General features: G+C 72.3%; 17 protein-coding genes and 1 other RNA gene. 8 read left to right on the top strand and 10 right to left on the bottom strand.

From position 1 onward, the window contains the following. The first annotated feature begins 27 nt into the window (after positions 1-27). Together map and ppgK are read left to right on the top strand one after the other, a co-directional pair. Positions 28-909, top strand: a complete 882-nt coding sequence (map, locus tag ACFWGN_RS12225; protein ID WP_377617099.1) for a type I methionyl aminopeptidase — start codon at positions 28-30, stop codon at positions 907-909. Then, positions 906-1685 carry a polyphosphate--glucose phosphotransferase gene (gene ppgK / locus ACFWGN_RS12230; protein WP_377617101.1) on the top strand — a complete coding sequence of 260 codons (780 nt, stop codon included), beginning with the start codon at positions 906-908 and terminating at the stop codon, positions 1683-1685. Before map ends, ppgK begins: the two co-directional genes overlap by 4 nt. Before the next feature lie 124 nt (positions 1686-1809). On the opposite strand, the gene ACFWGN_RS12235 is transcribed toward ppgK, so the two are convergent. Further along, entirely contained in the window at positions 1810-2184 is a 375-nt protein-coding gene (locus ACFWGN_RS12235) for an STAS domain-containing protein (protein ID WP_068625897.1), read from the bottom strand. A gap of 272 nt (positions 2185-2456) precedes the next feature. Between ACFWGN_RS12235 and ACFWGN_RS12240 the strand changes: the two genes are divergently transcribed. Both ACFWGN_RS12240 and ACFWGN_RS12245 read left to right on the top strand, forming a co-directional pair. After that, positions 2457-2726 carry a Rho termination factor N-terminal domain-containing protein gene (locus ACFWGN_RS12240; protein WP_377617102.1) on the top strand — a complete coding sequence of 90 codons (270 nt, stop codon included), beginning with the start codon at positions 2457-2459 and terminating at the stop codon, positions 2724-2726. 44 nt (positions 2727-2770) lie between these two features. Next, on the top strand, positions 2771-3328 hold the full coding sequence (locus tag ACFWGN_RS12245; RefSeq protein WP_377617104.1) for a DUF6328 family protein: 558 nt from the start codon (positions 2771-2773) through the stop codon (positions 3326-3328). 18 nt (positions 3329-3346) lie between these two features. On the opposite strand, the gene ACFWGN_RS12250 is transcribed toward ACFWGN_RS12245, so the two are convergent. The 3 genes from ACFWGN_RS12250 to ACFWGN_RS12260 form a co-directional block, all read right to left on the bottom strand. Continuing rightward, on the bottom strand, positions 3347-3808 hold the full coding sequence (locus ACFWGN_RS12250; RefSeq protein WP_056763459.1) for a DUF1579 family protein: 462 nt from the start codon (positions 3806-3808) through the stop codon (positions 3347-3349). Between the two features lie 65 nt (positions 3809-3873). After that, positions 3874-4259, bottom strand: an RNA gene (gene rnpB / locus ACFWGN_RS12255) — RNase P RNA component class A. A 14-nt stretch (positions 4260-4273) separates the two neighbouring features. After that, positions 4274-4660, bottom strand: a complete 387-nt coding sequence (locus ACFWGN_RS12260) for a tautomerase family protein (protein WP_377617106.1) — start codon at positions 4658-4660, stop codon at positions 4274-4276. A gap of 100 nt (positions 4661-4760) precedes the next feature. On the opposite strand from ACFWGN_RS12260, the gene ACFWGN_RS12265 reads away from it, so the two are divergent. Beyond that, complete coding sequence (locus ACFWGN_RS12265; protein WP_377617108.1) at positions 4761-5534, top strand: YaaA family protein; 774 nt, start codon at positions 4761-4763, stop codon at positions 5532-5534. A gap of 281 nt (positions 5535-5815) precedes the next feature. Here ACFWGN_RS12265 and ACFWGN_RS12270 read toward each other — a convergent pair whose 3' ends face one another. From ACFWGN_RS12270 to ACFWGN_RS12290, 5 genes are all read right to left on the bottom strand, one after another. Then, positions 5816-7084, bottom strand: a complete 1269-nt coding sequence (locus ACFWGN_RS12270) for a bifunctional RNase H/acid phosphatase (protein ID WP_377617110.1) — start codon at positions 7082-7084, stop codon at positions 5816-5818. Between the two features lie 221 nt (positions 7085-7305). Beyond that, positions 7306-8181 (bottom strand): hypothetical protein, encoded by an 876-nt coding sequence (locus tag ACFWGN_RS12275; protein WP_377617112.1) that lies wholly within the window; start codon positions 8179-8181, stop codon positions 7306-7308. Then, positions 8178-8861, bottom strand: a complete 684-nt coding sequence (locus ACFWGN_RS12280) for a DUF6318 family protein (RefSeq protein ID WP_377617113.1) — start codon at positions 8859-8861, stop codon at positions 8178-8180. The genes ACFWGN_RS12275 and ACFWGN_RS12280 overlap by 4 nt, the downstream gene beginning before the upstream one ends. A 577-nt stretch (positions 8862-9438) precedes the next feature. Next, positions 9439-10173 carry a zinc ribbon domain-containing protein gene (locus ACFWGN_RS12285; RefSeq protein WP_377617115.1) on the bottom strand — a complete coding sequence of 245 codons (735 nt, stop codon included), beginning with the start codon at positions 10171-10173 and terminating at the stop codon, positions 9439-9441. A gap of 38 nt (positions 10174-10211) precedes the next feature. Continuing rightward, positions 10212-11087, bottom strand: coding sequence for a Nif3-like dinuclear metal center hexameric protein (locus ACFWGN_RS12290; protein ID WP_377617117.1), 876 nt, complete (start codon positions 11085-11087; stop codon positions 10212-10214). Between the two features lie 286 nt (positions 11088-11373). On the opposite strand from ACFWGN_RS12290, the gene ACFWGN_RS12295 reads away from it, so the two are divergent. The 3 genes from ACFWGN_RS12295 (at position 11374) to ACFWGN_RS12305 (ending at position 14077) form a co-directional block, all read left to right on the top strand. Continuing rightward, positions 11374-12642 carry a ScyD/ScyE family protein gene (locus tag ACFWGN_RS12295; protein ID WP_377617119.1) on the top strand — a complete coding sequence of 423 codons (1269 nt, stop codon included), beginning with the start codon at positions 11374-11376 and terminating at the stop codon, positions 12640-12642. Positions 12643-12786: 144 nt separating this feature from the next. Beyond that, positions 12787-13641 (top strand): helix-turn-helix domain-containing protein, encoded by an 855-nt coding sequence (locus tag ACFWGN_RS12300; protein WP_377617120.1) that lies wholly within the window; start codon positions 12787-12789, stop codon positions 13639-13641. A 4-nt stretch (positions 13642-13645) separates the two neighbouring features. Continuing rightward, positions 13646-14077, top strand: a complete 432-nt coding sequence (locus ACFWGN_RS12305) for a VOC family protein (RefSeq protein WP_377617121.1) — start codon at positions 13646-13648, stop codon at positions 14075-14077. 44 nt (positions 14078-14121) lie between these two features. On the opposite strand, the gene ACFWGN_RS12310 is transcribed toward ACFWGN_RS12305, so the two are convergent. Further along, positions 14122-15852, bottom strand: coding sequence for a bifunctional 3'-5' exonuclease/DNA polymerase (locus tag ACFWGN_RS12310; protein ID WP_377617123.1), 1731 nt, complete (start codon positions 15850-15852; stop codon positions 14122-14124). Positions 15853-15922 lie beyond the last annotated feature (70 nt).

Consider the following 15922-nt stretch of genomic DNA (forward strand, 5'->3'; position numbering starts at 1 on the left):
GCCGCGGGCACTCCGTAGACTGGCGGCATGCCCGACTCCTCCGTCCTGACCGCCCCACGCGGACCGTTGGTCCCGGGGTCGGTCTCTCCCCTGCGCGTCGTGCCACGCTCGATCGCGCGGCCCGAGTACGTGGGACAGCCCGGCCCGCAGCCCTTCACGGGCGACGACGTCGTGGACGCCGAGACCCTCGACCGGATCCGGGTCGCGAGCCGCATCGCGGCCCAGGCCCTCGCCGAGGTCGGGATGCACGTCGCCCCCGGTGTGAGCACCGACGAGCTCGACCGGATCGGGCACGAGTTCCTCCTGGACCACGGCGCCTACCCCTCGACGCTCGGCTACCGCGGTTTCCCCAAGTCGTTGTGCACGTCGCTCAACGAGGTCGTGTGCCACGGGATCCCCGACTCGACCGTCATGGTCGAGGGCGACATCGTCAACGTCGACATCACGGCGTTCATCGGCGGCGTCCACGGCGACAACAACGCCACGTTCGCGGTCGGGGAGATCAGCGAGGAGGCCGCGCTCCTCGTGCAGCGCACGCGCGAGTCGCTCGACCGGGCCATCAAGGCCGTGCGCCCCGGGCGCGAGGTCAACGTCCTGGGCCGCGTGATCGAGAAGTATGCGCACCGGTTCGGCTACGGCGTGGTGCGCGAGTACACGGGCCACGGCGTGGGCGAGTCGTTCCACTCGGGGCTCGTGATCCCCCACTACGACGCGGCCCCCGACCACGACACCGTGATGGAGCCGGGCATGGTCTTCACGATCGAGCCCATGCTGACGCTCGGCAGCCCCGAGTGGCGCACGTGGGACGACGGGTGGACCGTAGTCACCGCGGACAGGTCGCTGACCGCCCAGTTCGAGCACACCCTGGTCGTCACCGAAGACGGAGCGGAGATCCTGACCCTGCCATGAGCAAGCACTCACACCACCACCACGGGCTGGCCTTCGGGATCGACGTCGGCGGCAGCGGCATCAAGGGCGCACCCGTCGACCTCGCGTCGGGCGAGTTCGCCCAGGAACGCCACCGCATCCCGACGCCGCAGCCCTCCACGCCCGAGGCCGTCGCCAAGGTCATCGCCGAGCTCGTCGACGAGTACGACCTGCCGCACGACGTCCCGATCGGCGTGGCCTTCCCCGGCCCCATCCACCACGGCGTGATCGGGTTCATCGCGAACCTCGACAAGTCCTGGAAGGGCGTCGACCTGCCCGCTCTCCTCAAGAAGGAGACCGGGCGCCACGTCGTCGCGGTCAACGACGCCGACGCCGCCGGCATCGGCGAGGTCCGCTACGGCGCGGCCAAGGACACCAAGGGCGTGGTCCTGCTCGCGACGCTGGGCACGGGCATCGGCAGCGCCCTGGTCGTCGACGGGATCCTCGTGCCCAACACCGAGCTGGGTCACCTCGAGATCGACGGGTTCGACGCCGAGTCACGGGCCGCGGAGTCGGCACGCGGACGCGAGGACCTCTCGTGGGAGGAGTGGGCCGCTCGGCTCCAGCGCTACTTCGAGGTCGTCGAGATGCTGTTCTCGCCCGACCTGATCGTGGTCGGAGGCGGGATCTCCAAGCACCACGAGAACTTCCTGCCCCTGCTGCACCTCAAGGCGCCCATCATCCCGGCCGAGCTGCGCAACGCCGCGGGCATCGTGGGCGCTGCCGCACTGGCAGCCGAAGGAGCCGGGCTGGCCTGATCGCCGGTCGGCCTGACGGCTGGCCGGCCCAGCCAACTGTCCGGCCGCGCTTGGTCGGGCCAGACGCCGACGGACGTGGTCCGTCCCGCTCCGCCGGGCGTGGTCCGGCCCGCCGCGAGGTGGGTCAGACCGCGCTCTGGTGCTGTGGTTCGTCGTGCTCGACGTGGTGCGTCGGCAGCCCCGGGAAGATGTCGATCACGCCCAGCATCTCCAGGACGTCCGTGACGACCGTCGGAGGGTTGCGCAGGCTGACCTGCAGTCCCTCTTCGCTGCCGATCGTGTAGAACTGCACGAGGAACGCGATGCCCGTGGAGTCCATGAACGTCACCTTCGAGGTGTCGATCACGACAGGCACGTCCCGGTCCAGTGCGTTCGCCAGTGCGGCGCTCGCCTCGCTGCGCAGCGCCACGTCGATCTCGCCCCACATGTCCACGACACTCGATTCCGGCTGCTCGAGGAGAGTGATACCGCCGGTGGTCGTCGTCTTGCTCGGAGTCATGAGTCCAGAGCCCCCGCTCGTCGTGTTCTCGGCACCCGACGTCTAGAGCGCCGTCAACAGAGCCAGGGTACCCCCAAGTGGCACCGGCATGACAGCATTCTGGGGAGTGCTTTACCTGGGATGCCCTCGGCGTGCGTTTTTGGGCGAATCCTCCTCCTGGTCGTCTTCGCCGCTCTTGACCTGCTCTGGCCCGGTGCCACGTGCCGAGCAAGTGCTGCGGGGTCGTCGTACGGTCGAGAGACCTGTTCATCGAGACCTCGAGAGGTGATCCTGTGCCCAGGCGAGACCCCGGTCCTTCGGTCAAGGACAAGGAGCTGTACGAGACCCTGCGCGACGAGGGGAACTCCAAGGAGAAGTCCGCGCGCATCGCCAACGCCGCGGCGGCGTCGTCCCGCAGCACGGTCGGGAAGAAGGGCGGGTCGTCGCCTGCCTACGAGGAGTGGACCGTGGCCGAGCTGCGCGCGAGGGCTCGCGAGATCGGGATCGAGGGCCGCTCGACCATGCGCAAGAGCGAGCTCGTGTCGGCTCTCCGGAACCACTGAGCGGGGCCGGCGTGGACACGGGCGGTGGGGGTGGCCGGGAGCCCGTGGGCGATCGGGCTAGCGGCTCGGGGGCCGGCGGCTCGGGGCCCCGGCACTCGCGGTCTTCCGGGGACGACGAGGCGGGCAGCGCCGACTCGCGCCACGAGTCGGCCGAGGAGCGCGCCGACCGCAACTGGGCCGAGCTCCTGCAGGAGCTGCGCGTCACGCAGATGGGCGTGCAGATCCTCACAGGCTTCCTGCTGACCCTGCCGTTCCAACAGCGGTTCGGCGAGCTCGACGACACCCAGCGCACGATCTACCTGTGCCTCGTGGTGCTCTCGGTGCTCGCGACGGGCCTGCTCGTCGCGCCCGTGTCGTTGCACCGCCTGCTGTTCCGCAAGCACCTCAAGGCCCGGCTCGTGACGTCGGCCGACCGCCTGGCGCGCGTCGGGCTCGTGGTGCTCGCGCTCGTCGTGGCCGGGACGGTGCTGCTCATCTTCGACGTGGTCGTGGGGCCGGCCGCCGCGGTGATCGCGGCCGTCGGGGCGCTCGTGCTGTTCGCGCTGCTCTGGGTGGCGCTGCCGCTCGAGCTCATGCGGCGAGCGCGGTCAGCCGACGGGTGACAGGTGACCGGTGACGGCTCAGACGCGGTGGTCGTAGACCGCTTCGACCGCCTCGTAGGGCGCCTCGCCGGGCACCAGGTTGAGCATGGTCATGCGCCCGCCCCCGCCCTCGACCGGAGCGACGAAGATCTGCCAGCCCCAGTCCGGCCCTTCCGGTGCGGCATAGCTCCCGGTCAGCCGGACGACGCCGTCCTCACCGACCGTCCCGTCGAACAGCATCCAGGCGGGCGACGAGTGCCACGAGTCGAGCCAGACCGCGGAGACCCCCTCCGGTCCGGAGCCGCCGCTCAGGAGGAGCAGCCCCTCCTGGGGAGCGTCGCCGTCGGACCACGTGTAGGCGAGCGAGACGAACTCGCGGGCCGTGACCGTCACCGACGCCGTGGCGTCCGACGCCACGAACTCGTCCGTGGGCAGGAGCCGTTGACGGTGGACGCCCTGCCACTGCCCCAGCACCGGGGCCAAGCACTCGACGATCCTCATCCAGCCAGCCTACGCAGGGGGCGGTGCGGGCGACAGAGGAGGCGGGGTCGCCGGACGGGTGAGGGCGGATGAGTCGGTCGGTACGCCGGGTTCTGTCCCCGCGCGCGGTTGCCCCCGCGCGGGTGACGGCCATCCATCTACGACGTACGTTGCCGCACGCCTCCAGCGGTCTACCCGGAAGCTCGGGCGAGCAGCCCTCGAACGCTTCCTGTCTGACCTTGCTCCAGGTGGGGTTTACCTAGCCGGACCAGTCACCTGGCCCGCTGGTGGTCTCTTACACCACCGTTTCACCCTTACCGCCCACGGCCGAGGCCGTGGGAGGCGGTCTGTTCTCTGTGGCACTGTCCCGCGGGTCACCCCGGGTGGGCGTTACCCACCACCTTGCCCTGTGGAGCCCGGACGTTCCTCGGCGGTGCCACGAGGGCACCGACGCGGCCGTCTGACCGACTCATCCGCTCCCGCAGCCTACACGTCCACGCGGTAGCCCAGCGCGAGCTCGTCGCCGCTCTTGCCGCGGATCCCCCAGCTCTCGGGCGAGCTCTCGAGGATGACGACCTCGAGGTCGTCCGCCGCCAGCCCCAGGAAGGGCGCGACGTCGTCGAACATCGCGGCGATGAGTGCCCGCTTGGCCTCGCGCGAGCGACCCGTGAAGCACACGACCTCGATGACGAGGTAGGCGTCGCTGCGCTGCGGCGCGATCAGGTCACCGTCCTCCATGAGGAGGAAGCGGTGGAACCGCTTCTCCTCGGGCAGCCCCCAGGCCCCGACGACCGCCCGGTGGATCGCGTCGGAGATGTCCTCGCGCTTCATCTCCCAGACCGTGCGGGTGCCGTAGACCTTGACCTGAACCATGCGGCACAACCTAGTGCCGGGGCGAGCGGTCCGCCACGGGTGACCATCACCACGCCCCGCCGCGGGCCGTGGCCGTGCGAGTCCGCCCTAGAGTGGCGGTGTGCTTCTGCTCCTGCCGCCCTCCGAGGGAAAGTCCGTGCCCGACGACGGAGCTCCCGTCGATCTCTCGGCCCTCGGCTCGCCGCCGCTCACCCGGCACCGCAAGGCCGTGCTCCGCGCGCTCGTCGCCGCGAGCAGGCGGCGCGACGCGCTCGACGTCCTGGGCGTGAGCAGCGGGCTGGCCGACGAGGTGGCGCGCAACGTGTCGCTTCCCACGGCCCCCGCCGCACCTGCCTCCCAGGTGTACAGCGGCGTCCTGTACGCAGCGGCCGGGCTGGCCGACCTGCCGCCTGCCGCTGCTGCGCGGGCCGAGGAGTCGATCCGGATCGTGTCGGCCCTGTGGGGTGCGGTCTCCCCCGCCGACCGCATCCCCGCCTACCGGTTGTCGATGGGGACCAAGCTTCCTCCTTTCGGCGCGCTGGCCCCGTCGTGGCGCCCGCACCTCGCCGCGGCGCTCGACGCCCGGGCCGTGGGCGACGTCGTGATCGACTGCCGGTCGGCGCCCTATGCCGCCGCGTGGAAGGTGCCTGCGGGCGCCGAGCACGTCGCGGTGCGCGTGCTGCGAGAGCTCGACGGCCGGCGCAGCGTCGTCTCGCACAACGCCAAGCACACGCGCGGTGTCCTCACGGGGCACCTGCTGACCCGAGCCGAACCCGTCCACTCGGGCGAGGAGCTGCTCAAGGCCGCGTACGAGCTGGTCGGGACCGAGCTGCTCGACGCGACCCTGCTGCCCGGGGCGCGCGGCGCCTCGACGCTGGAGCTCGTCGTCTCCTGATCCCCTCGGGGTGGCGTGCAGTTGGGGGGCGTGGATCGGGAGGCGTGGCATGCCCGTCAGGACCGTGACCCTCTGCGACTGCTCGGCCCCTGCGACTGCGCGATCTTCTGCCTGCGCGAACCTTCTGCTCCTGCTCGACGGATCCGGGCGCCTGGGCGTGAGGTCGGTCGCCGAGAACGAGGTTCCGTGCGGTCGAGCACGAGGTTGCGAACGCTGAGGCCCTCAGAACGACCGCAACCTCGTGCTCGGCACCGTGCGGGGGCTGGGCGCTGCAGGTGGGCCTACGGCTCGCTCGGGCATCCGACGACGGTCAGCTCGGTCGCGCCGTCGGCCCACAGCCGCAGGATGCTGACCGATCCCGTTGGCACCCGGAAGCCTGCCCACCGCGAGGGCGGCGCCTCGATCGCCCGACCGACCGCGGCACGCACCTGCACCGCGTGCCCCACCACGACCACGGTCCGGCCCGTGCCACGGGCCAGCAGGTCCTGCAGCCCGGCCCAGACCCGGTCGCCGACGTCTGCCATGGACTCCCCGCCCGGCGCGACCTCGGTGCCCGACGCGAGCCACCTCTCCGGATGCCCGTCCCACCGCTCCGCGATCTGCGGGGCGGTCAGGCCCTCCCACTCGCCGAAGTGGACCTCGGCGAAGCGGTCGTCGGTCCCGACGTGCAGGCCCAGACGGCGGCCCACCGCCCGTGCTGTCTCCTGAGCACGCACCATGGGGGACGCGACGATCGCGGACGGGCGCGGTAGGTCGGTCCAGCGGTCGCGACCGATGCGGTAGACCAGGTCGGCGGCCTGCGCGGCCTGCACCCGACCTCGCGCGGTCAGCGACGGGCCCGGGACCGAGGAGCCCGAGTAGGCGCCGGCCACCGTGAGCGGGGTCTGACCGTGGCGGACCAGGACGACCGTGAGCGGCTCGGCGCCGTCGAAGCGCACACGGGCCCCCGAGGGGCGTGAGGGCGTGTCGAACGCGGGAGCGGCGTCGGCAGCGCCGGGACGACCTGCGTCACGATCCTCTTCCTCACCGGGTCGGGACGCGGCCTCGAAGAGAGCGTCGGTGTCCTGGTGGGCGTCGTCGTCCTGGCGCGTGCGCTCGACGCCCGCAGGCGAGTCTGCGTCGAGGTAGTCGCGCGCGATCGTGCCCCCCGCGTCCATGGCTTCGTTGGCGAGCGCGTCGGCTGCGGAGTTGTCGGCGCGCGGCACCCACTCGTACGAGACCTGGGACGGCGGAAGAACCCGGGCTGCCTCGGCGGCGAGGCGCCGCATGTCGTCGTGCTTGATCTTCCATCGACCGGACATCTGCTCGACGACGAGCTTGGAGTCCATACGCACGAGCACCCGTGCCTCGGGGTCGATGCCACGCGCGGCCTCGAGGCCCGCGACGAGCCCCGAGTACTCGGCGACGTTGTTCGAGACGATGCCGAGGTAGCGCGCCCGCTCGGCCAGGACCGCTCCCGTCGCGGTGTCGCGCACGAGCGCGCCGTAACCCGCCGGTCCAGGGTTGCCACGCGACCCGCCGTCGGCCTCGACGATCAACGACCTACCCATGCTGTTCCTCCACGTCCGTCTCGCTCGTTCATCCGGCGCCCGGTTCTCGGCCGCGGGTCGACCGGCTCCTCCTGGCCGCGGGATCGGCGGTCCTGGAATCGTCGGCGCGGAGATCGCCGCCTGGCGACGTTCCGGTGCCGAGGAGCGCCACCCGGCACCTCAGTGTTCCTGGTGCTGGTCGCGGCGTCGAACAGCGTCGAGGTGGGCGTGTCTGGTTCGGGTCAGTCGAGGGGGTCGGTGACCAGACGGGAGCGGGCCTCGTAGATGGTCAGGGGTGGGGCGGCGGCGGTGGTGCGGGCGGTGCCGGTGATGGGGGTCCAGGTCGATGTGCCGGTGATCTGGAAGCGTCCTTGCCAGGTGGTGTCGAGAGTGATGGTGGCCGTGCCCTCGTCCGTGTAGGTGTGGAAGACGCTCTGGGCGGGGTAGGGGGCGCCGGGGTCGGTCGTCTGGGTCGGGGTGGTGCCGTCGTCGTAGTCCCAGGTGTAGGTCGTGGGGGTGGCCTCGATCGTGACCGGGATGCCGAGCAGGGTCGCGGCGAAGGTCTGCGGGGTGGGGGTGGTGTAGGTGATGGTCTCGAGGTTGACCAGGGTCCACCCGTCCGGGGGTTGGACCGTGACCGGTGACGGCGTGATCGTCAGGCGTTGGAACTCGATCTCGGCCAACGGTGCGAGATCGACCGCGGTCAGGCAGTCGCCCTCGTTGAGCAAGGTCCAGCCGGTCAGGCCGGTGATGGTTCCGTCCGGGTTGTTGGTCCAGGTCTGCACGAAGATGGGCTCCAGAGCGATCTCGCCCTCTTGGCACGAGACCTGGTACTCCCCCTCGACCTCGCTGTCTGCGCACGACCCGATCTGGCCCTTGGTCGTGGTGAAGTCAGCGTTGTGGCACAGAGCTGCGGGCATCCGCCGGTACTCGGAGGACGCGGGGGTTCCGTCGGAGTTCTTCGGACGATGGGCGGTGCCGTCGGCGGAGACGTCGATGGCGACTACCTCGACGATGTTGTCCTCGGCGTTGCCGAAAATGTCCTTGCCAGTCGGCAAGGGCGACGCGAGCGGCAAAGAGGCAAAGCAGACCCCGAGCGCGAGGGTAATGGCATTCACGACGTGGGCATGTCGGTCGAGACTTCGAGCAGAAGCCAGTCACTGCCGTCATGCATAACCTCGACACGGAGGGGGCCAGAGGCCGATTCGGTAGTTTCTATCTTCGCTCCGCTCATGTCCGCAATGTGCGAGGACGCCTGTCGGAGCATGACATCGACTGGATACGCGCCAAGAAGTGTGTCGATTGGGTATGTCTTTGTCACGGTGACATCTACCCCTCCACCGACATACGTACTTCCCGCGGCCTGGTACGCGGCCACGTCCGCAGAGACCTTGACACAGAACTCGCAAAGGTCAGTCAAGGAGAGTTCATCCCATTCAGCTACTTCCCCCGTCGCCATCACGTATGGGTAGAGCTCCAAGAAGTACGTCGCTGCCGCTGCTGCCCCGACCTCGTCGGTGCGGTCCATGTCAGCGGGTCGCTCGGGCTTGACCGGCCCTGTCGGGGTCGGGGTCGACGTCGGCGTGGGGCTCGGAGCCTGGCTCACGACCGGCGGCGTCTTCTCCACCTCGGGCGCAGGCGTCGAGCAGCCCCCCAGGACCACTCCCATCCCGATCACCAGCGCAATCGCTCCCACCGACCACGACCGACCCCAGCCGCCATCGTCACGTCTGCGCTCAGCGCGATGCGCTCCCTTGCGCGCACGCGCGGCAGCCCTGTGCAACCCCTGCCAACCCATCCCTGCCCCCTCGGTAGGTTCCGGCACAGGGCCACACCGCCCCCCACCTCCCAGGAACCTAACGGGTCAAACCACCACCCCACCACCCCCCGTCCCAGGCTGTGGACAACCAGGCTCCGTCGACGCCGGCGAGTGCCGACCACGACGGTCGACCGCCATCCGACCTCCGGGCCACCGCCGACAGTTCGACCAAGCCCCCACCCTCCACGAACATGCGGTTGGCGTCTCACGAGCATGCGGTTGCCGTCCCCCTGGCTCCGAATCACGACGACAACCGCATGCTCGGCGCCGACGGGATGTTCAGCTCCAGGAGTCCGGCCACAGGCATCGCCCACCGCACACCCGGCAGACGAGCGAGCGCCACAACGACGACCGCACGCCGAGCACGACGTTGCGCGCACTCGAGCACGACCTTGCGGTCGTCAGACCCGCGATAGCGACCGCAACCTCGTGCTCGGCACCGAAGCCACCGAAACCACCGGAAACAGCGCGACCCCGCCCCATGAGGGACGGGGTCGTGTCGACCGTTCAGGCCGGCCGGGCCAGCACGCCCGATCACGCCGGGCGAGCCGTAACCTCAGGCGTCGAGCCGCACCAGGATGCGCGAGCACTCCTCGCAGCGCGCGACCTGGTCGGGGCTCTTGGCCTTGATGATCTCGACGTCGGAAGGGTTGAGCTCGAGGCGGCACCCCTCGCAGCGGCGGCCGCTGAGCACGGCAGCGCCCAGACCGCCGAGCTGTGCACGGAGCCGGTCGTAGAGCGTGACGAGGCCCGCGTCGAGCCCTTCGACGGCCTGAGCGCGCGCGGCCGTCACGGTCGCGACCTCGGCGTCGAGCTGCGCGAGCTCGGCGTCACGCTCGGCCACGACGGCGGCCTTCGCGGCGAGCAGCTCGTCGTTCGCGGCGTCGAGCTTGGCGAGCGCGTCCTCGTGCGCCTCGAGGCGCTCCATGACGCCGAGCTCGACCTCCTCGAGGACCTCCTGGCGACGGGCGAGCGACGCGAGCTCCCCCACGAGCGCCTGGGCGTCCTTGGCACCGACCTGGCCCGAGTCGAGGCGGGTCTGGTCGCGGGCGGCACGGGTGCGAACCTGCTCCACGTCCCCCTCGGCCTTGGTGAGCTCGCGCTTGAGGTCGCTCACGGCCGTGCGGGAGGCGACGAGCGAGGTGCTCAGGTCGGAGATCTGCGCGTCGAGCTCCGCGATGCGGGCGATCGAGGGCAGCGTGGTGCGCTTGTGCGCGAGCTGCTGCAGGCGGGTGTCGAGCGCCTGGACCTCCAGCAGTCGTCGCTGGTCCTCGGGGGGTGCAGTGGTCACAGGGTGCGTTCCTTTCGATGCAGTTGTGGGGCGCCGTCTCAGGCGCGGGGCGCGGAGCCGATCCGGGCGGTCCAGGGGTCGGTCCGTCGGACGCTCACGCGGGTCTCCACCGTACCCGCATCTGCGAGCCGTTCCGTCAGGTCGGCGGCCGCGTAGCGCAGCCAGGGCCACTCGCTCGCGAAGTGCGCGACGTCCACCAGGAAGGGACCACCCGCCGCGCCGCCCTCGAACTCGGCCCGCTCGCGCAGCTCGGAGGCCGGGTGGTGGCGCAGGTCCGCGGTCACGTACACGTCGGCCCCAGCGCTGCGGACGGCGTCGAACAGCGAGTCGCCCGAGCCGCCGACGACGGCCACGGTGCTCACGGTCGCGTCCAGGTCGCCCGCGACGCGGACACCCTGCTCGGTCGCGGGCAGCGCGGCGGCGACGCGCTGCGCGAAGGCGCGCAACGTCGTCGGCTCCTCAAGGTGTCCCACGCGACCGATGCCGGTCTCGACGGGGCGCGTGCCGTCGTCGGGCCCCGAGGGGACGAGCGGGGTCCGGTCCACCAGACCGATCGCGTCCGCGAGCGCGTCCGCGACCCCGCGCGGCGCGGCGTCCGCGTTGGTGTGCGCGACGTACAGCCCGACGCCGGCCCGCACCAGACGGTGCACGAGCGAGCCCTTGAACGTGGTCGCCGCGATCGAGTGCACAGGCCGCAGGAAGAGCGGGTGATGGGTCACGATCAGGTCGGCGCCCCACTCGATCGCCTCGTCGGCGACCGTCGCGACCGGGTCCACCGCGAAGAGGATCTTGCGGACCGGCTGGGCCGGGTCGCCCGTCACGAGCCCGACGGCGTCCCACCCCTCCGCTGTCGACGGCGGGTAGAGCGACTCGAGGGTCCGGACGACGTCGGCGAGCGTGGGGTGTGCGGTCACGGGCACCAGGCTATCCGCCGCGCGCGGTCCGGTGGATGTCACGAACGGTCCTGGGAGCGCTCCCTACGTGTGTCCGGCAGGGGAGCCGGACCTCGCGACGACGCCCAGGCGTCCACCGGCACGGTCAGGCCAGTGCCCACGGTGCGCAACGCACCGCACATCACCGCACTCCACTCACCGGCGAGCGCCGGGCGCACCGGGCCGTCCACGACGGACGGTCCTGCCCGCAGCGCCGCCCAGACCACGGGCGCCCGACGTCGACGTCCCGCGCCCGAGGAGAGAATCGATGATCACGAAGACCAAGAGCATCAGACGGCCGCGCACCACGCGCGGCCCGCAGCGGACCGGCACGATCGGGATCGCGCTCGCCCTCGTCGGGGCTCTCGCGCTCGGCGCGGCTCCCGCCCAGGCGCACGACGACCGGCACGGCGGAGGCGGGGGCGGCCTGCCGACCCCCGGCGCCCCCCAGACCCTCGCGACCGGGCTGCTCGGCCCGCTCTCGTTGGGGCTCGGCGACGACGGCTCGCTGTACGTCTCCCAGAACTTCGGCGGGTTCGTCACCGAGGTGAACCGCCGCGGGCAGCAGAACGTCTACGCGGCTGCGGTCCCCGGCTCGGAGATCAGCGCGGTCTCGACCGACGGGCGACGCGTCCTGTTCACCGAGGGCACCCCCGACGGCGCGAGCGTGCTCCTCAAGGAGCGCGACAAGCGCGGGAAGATCCGCACGGTCGCCGACATCGGGGCCCACGAGCAGGCCACCAACCCCGACGGCGGCGTGATCTACGGCTTCCGCGACCTCACGCCGGACTGCGCGGCCCAGGTGCCGCCCGAGGTCGGCGGCGCGAGCCACCCGGGCGAGGTCTTCTCGCACCCGTACGCCTCCACGACGATCGACGGCACGACGTACGTCGCCGACGCCGGGGCGAACGCCATCTGGTCGGTCGACCGGCGCGGCACGGTGCGCACGGTCGCCGTCCTGCCCGCCCAACCGCTGGCCGTGACCGCCGAGGTCGCCGCGGCGACCGGGATGCCCGGGTGCACGATCGGTCACACGTACTACAACGAGCCCGTCCCGACCGACGTCGAGCGCGGCCCCGACGGGCGCCTGTTCGTCTCGCTCCTGCCCGGCGGGCCCGAGGACCCCTCGCTCGGAGCCCGCGGAGCGGTCTACACCGTGAGCCAGCGGGGCACGGTCTCCTTCTACGCGGGCGGCCTGCTCACGGCGACCAACCTCGCGGTCTCCCCGCGGGGGGACGTGTACGTCGCCGAGCTCTTCGCGAGCCGCATCTCGGTGATCCGCAGGGGCACCACGACGCCCGTACCGTTCGCCGAGGTCGTCATGCCCGGCGCGCTCGAGTGGACCTCGTCCGCGCTGTACGTGACCTCCGACGTTCTCGCGGGGCTGCCGACCGGACCCGAGGAGCCGGGTGAACCGGGTGGGACGGCCCTGCTCTCACCGACCGACTCCGCGAGGCACCGCCCCACGCCCACGCCGACCCCCGAGCCGGTCCCGGGCGGGACGCTCGTCAAGATCCCGCTCAAGGGCGGGCGGTAGCACCAGAGCGACGCGACGGGCGTCGGGCGCAGGGATCCCCTGCGACCGGCGCCCGTCGCCATGTCGCCTCCTCCCCGGGCCGGTCAGCCACCAGCCGGGGCACGGACCGCGACGCCACCCTCCGGGACGTCCTACGGTGGAGGGATGAGCCAGCACTACGTGCGCTCCTCGCCGACCGGTCCCCTGGCGTCCGCGGTCGGTTCGATGCTGGGCTACGAGATCGCCGACGACTCCCCGTCGGTCCATCGCGGGCTGCCCTCCCCCTGGCTGACGCTCGTCATCAGCCTCGACGGGCCGGTCCCGACAGCGACCGGCCCCGGTGCGGACGCACCGCTGCACCGCTACGAGTCGCTCGTGGGCGGCCTGCACACCACCCCCGCCTACATCCATCAGCCCGCGCACCAGGCCGGCGTCCAGCTCGCGCTCGACCCGCTCGCCGCCCGCACGCTGCTCGGCGTGCCCGCCGGAGAGCTCGGCATCGTCTCGGACGCCGACGACGTGCTCGGGGATGCCTCGCGCGCGCTCCGGGAACGGCTCGGCGAGGCCGGCTCGTGGGCCGAGCGGCTGGTCCTCGTGGAGGACGCCCTGCGGCGCGCGGCGGACTCCCGGCGTCCCGCGCTCGGCCCGGTGCGGGCCGAGATCGCCGAGGCCTGGCAGCTCGTGGTGCGTCGGGGCGGGCGGGTCCGGGTGCCCGACGTCGCCGCGCACGTGTGGCTCAGCACCCGCCAGCTCTCGTCGCTGTTCACGGCCGAGCTCGGCCTGAGCCCGGGAGCCGCCTGCCGCCTGGTCCGCTTCGACGCGGCCCGGGACGCCGTCCGCGCGAGGTCCCTGACACAGTCGGGCCCGAACCTCACGGCGATCGCCGAGCGCACCGGTTACGCCGACCACTCCCACCTGGTGCGGGACTTCCACGCCTTCGCGGGCCTGAGCCCCACCGCCTGGCTGGTCGAGGAACGCGCAAACATCCAAGCCGGGGGCGGCGCCCCGCGCGCAGGCTGAAGGCATGGACACCGACAGAACACCTCAGGCACAGGTCTGGCCCACGCTCCAGGCCCACGACGCGCCCGCGCTGATCGACTTCCTCGTCGACGTCGTGGGCTTCCGGCGCAACACCGTCATGACCGAAGAGGACGGTCGGGTCGCGCACGCGCAGCTCGACTGGCCGCCCGGCGGGGGAATCATGCTGGGGTCTCACAAGCCCGATGGCGAGTGGTCCCGTCAGCCCGGCACGTTCGGGGGGTACGTGGTCGCCGGGGACTCCGGGAGCGGCGTCGGGGTCGAGGAGATCGAGGACCGGGCGACGCGCGCCGGGGCCACGATCGTCGCCCCGCTGCGTGAGACCGACTACGGGAGCCGCGAGCTGGTCCTCGCCGACCCCGAGGGCAACCTCTGGTCCATCGGGACGTACCGCGGCGAACCGCGCGCCGATCTCTGACCAGTCGTCCGCCAGGTCCTGGGACGTCCGTGAGCGCCCGTCGCCTACTTGGCCCGCGAGTAGTCGTCGACGATCGCGACCGTGAGCGGGAAGTCGACCGGGAAGTCCCCGAAGAGCAGCTTCCCGGCCTCGGTGCCCGCGGCCCGGATCTCGTCCGCGACGTGCTCGGCGAGCTCGGCGGGGGCGTGCACGATGATCTCGTCGTGCAGGAAGAAGACCATGTGCGGCTGCTCGGTGAAGGGCGCGGGGGCCCGGCCCGGGATCCGGGCCTGCGGCATCGCGGCGAGCCGCCCGCGCAGCGAGGCCATCCAGCACAGCGCCCACTCCGCGGCGGTCCCCTGCACGACGAAGTTCCGGGTGAAGCGGCCCCACGCGCGGGTCTGGCTGCGGGCGCGGGACTGGGCGTCGCTCGACGCGGACTCGTCGTACGCGCTGCCCTGCGTCTCCTCCCAGCCCGACCCGGGCGGGGGCGAGCTGCGCCCCAGTCGCGTGGTCACGATCTCGCCGCGCTCGCCCGCGCGGGCGGCCTGCTCGACGAGCTCCAGGGCCCGGGGGAACGCCTTGGCCAGGCGCGGCAGCATGAGCCCGCTCTCGCCCGTGGTGCCGCCGTACATGGCGCCGAGCATCCCGATCTTGGCCTGCGCACGCGTCTCGACCGCGCCCGCGTCGACGATGCCCTGGTACATGTCGCCGCCGCGGCCGGCCTCGGCCATGACGAGGTCTCCCGAGAGCCCCGCGAGGACGCGGGGCTCGAGCTGAGCCGCGTCGGCCACGACGAGCTTCCAGCCCGGGTCCGCGACCACGGCCGACCTGACCTGGTGCGGGAGCTGGAGCGCTCCCCCGCCGTTGGCGGCCCAGCGGCCCGTGACGACGCCCCCGACGACGTACTCGGGTCGGAACCTCCCGCCGCGCACCCAGGTGTCGAGCCAGTTCCAGCCGTTGGCCGTCAGGAGGCGGCTGAGCTTCTTGTACTCGAGCAGGGGTGCCACGACCGGGTGGTCCACCCGTTCGAGGTCCCACTTGCGGGTCGACTTCACGCCGACCCCCGCGTACTCGAGGGCCTTGAGCAGCTCGGGGGCCGAGTCGGGGTTGAGGGCGGGGGCGTCGAGCGCGGTCCGGACCTGCTCGGCCAGCGCCTCGAGGCGGGCCGGCCGCAGGCCGAGGGGTGGCCGGGGGCCCAGGACCCCGGAGAGCATCGCGTCGTGGAGGTCCTCGCGCCACGGCAGCCCGGCGTGGCTCATCTCGGCAGCCACCAGGGCGCCCGCGGACTCCGCGGCGAGCAGCAGGCGCAGCCGCCCCGGGCCCGACGACCTCGCGACGGCCTCGAGCTGCCTGCGCAGCTCCGCGCCCGGGTCGGGTGGGGAGACGGCACGCCGGTCGCCGAGGTCGAAGAGCGCGTCGGGGCGCTCGAGCCCCGGGACGGGTGCGGTCGGTACCGGGACCATCTCGTCCCACGCGTCGCGCGGTGCCTGCGCGAGGGCCGTGCCTGCGGTCAGCGTCGAGTGCCGCAGGATCGCGCGGGACAGCCGGAGGTCGTGGCCACGCTCGACGCGCCGACCTGCGGCGAGGGCCGCGGGGTACCAGAGGTTGGTGTCGTCCCAGACCCAGCGGGTCGTGGGTGCTGGCGGTCCGGGCGGGGCTGCAACGGGCCCGAGGACCGCGTCGGGCCAGCGGGTCCGTCGCGGGGTGGCGAGGGGCTCGCCGCGGGTGTCGAGGTCCTGGACGCCGACGAGGCCCGGGTCGGCGGGCGACGTGCGGAGCGGGACCGAGTACACGACGCAGAGTCTGCCCTGCGGGTCTGACACTCCTCGGCCACCGCCCCGGCCCGCTGCCCGGGTGCCTTCC

The organism is Oerskovia sp. NPDC060338 (assembly GCF_042726295.1).
GTDB classification, from domain to species: domain Bacteria; phylum Actinomycetota; class Actinomycetes; order Actinomycetales; family Cellulomonadaceae; genus Oerskovia; species Oerskovia merdavium.